This is a genomic window from Vibrio sp. 811 (assembly GCF_033339195.1).
Genome location: NZ_JAWOUB010000892.1, coordinates 1 through 531 on the forward strand (window position 1 = coordinate 1; position 531 = coordinate 531).

Annotated in this window: 1 protein-coding gene and 1 pseudogene; one reads left to right on the plus strand and one right to left on the minus strand. The window is 42.7% G+C overall.

Translation table 11 applies throughout. The annotated features are described in order from the left end of the window. The coding region (locus R7Q46_RS29975; RefSeq protein ID WP_318078694.1) for a UDP-3-O-acyl-N-acetylglucosamine deacetylase at positions 1–333 on the plus strand (333 nt) is incomplete at its 5' end. An 82-nt stretch (positions 334–415) separates the two neighbouring features. Here the strand turns inward: R7Q46_RS29975 and R7Q46_RS29980 are convergent. Then, positions 416–531: pseudogene (locus R7Q46_RS29980) on the minus strand (DUF721 domain-containing protein); the annotation flags it as partial.

A 531-nucleotide genomic window follows, 5' to 3' on the forward strand; every position in this document is an offset into this window, starting at 1 on the left:
CGTGATATCGAGTACCTACAATCTCAAAACCTAGTTTTGGGTGGTAGTTTCGACAATGCTATCGTATTGGACGATTACCGAATTCTGAACGAAGAAGGTCTGCGCTTTGAGAATGAGTTTGTTACTCACAAGGTGTTAGATGCAATTGGCGACCTTTACATGTGTGGTCATCCAATTATTGGTGAATTCCGTGCTTATAAATCAGGTCACGGTTTAAACAACCAACTTCTACGCGCAGTATTGGCGGATCAAGAAGCATGGGAATGGACAACTTTCGAAGAAGAAGTCGGTTCTCCAGTCGCTTTTGCAGAGCCAAACATGGTGCTAGCATAAGTTAGTCAAAGAATATTAAAAACCAGGTTTCGACCTGGTTTTTTTCTATCTAAATTTTACCGAACTTGATGATGGTGGATGGTTATTGGCTAGATTTTTCTGCCATATCTGCGAGCCTTTTTAGTCGCTCTTGGATTTTTGGTGGGGCCATATCAGCGATGGTCATCAGTGATTGAGCTGCTGACTCAGTGAGTGGCG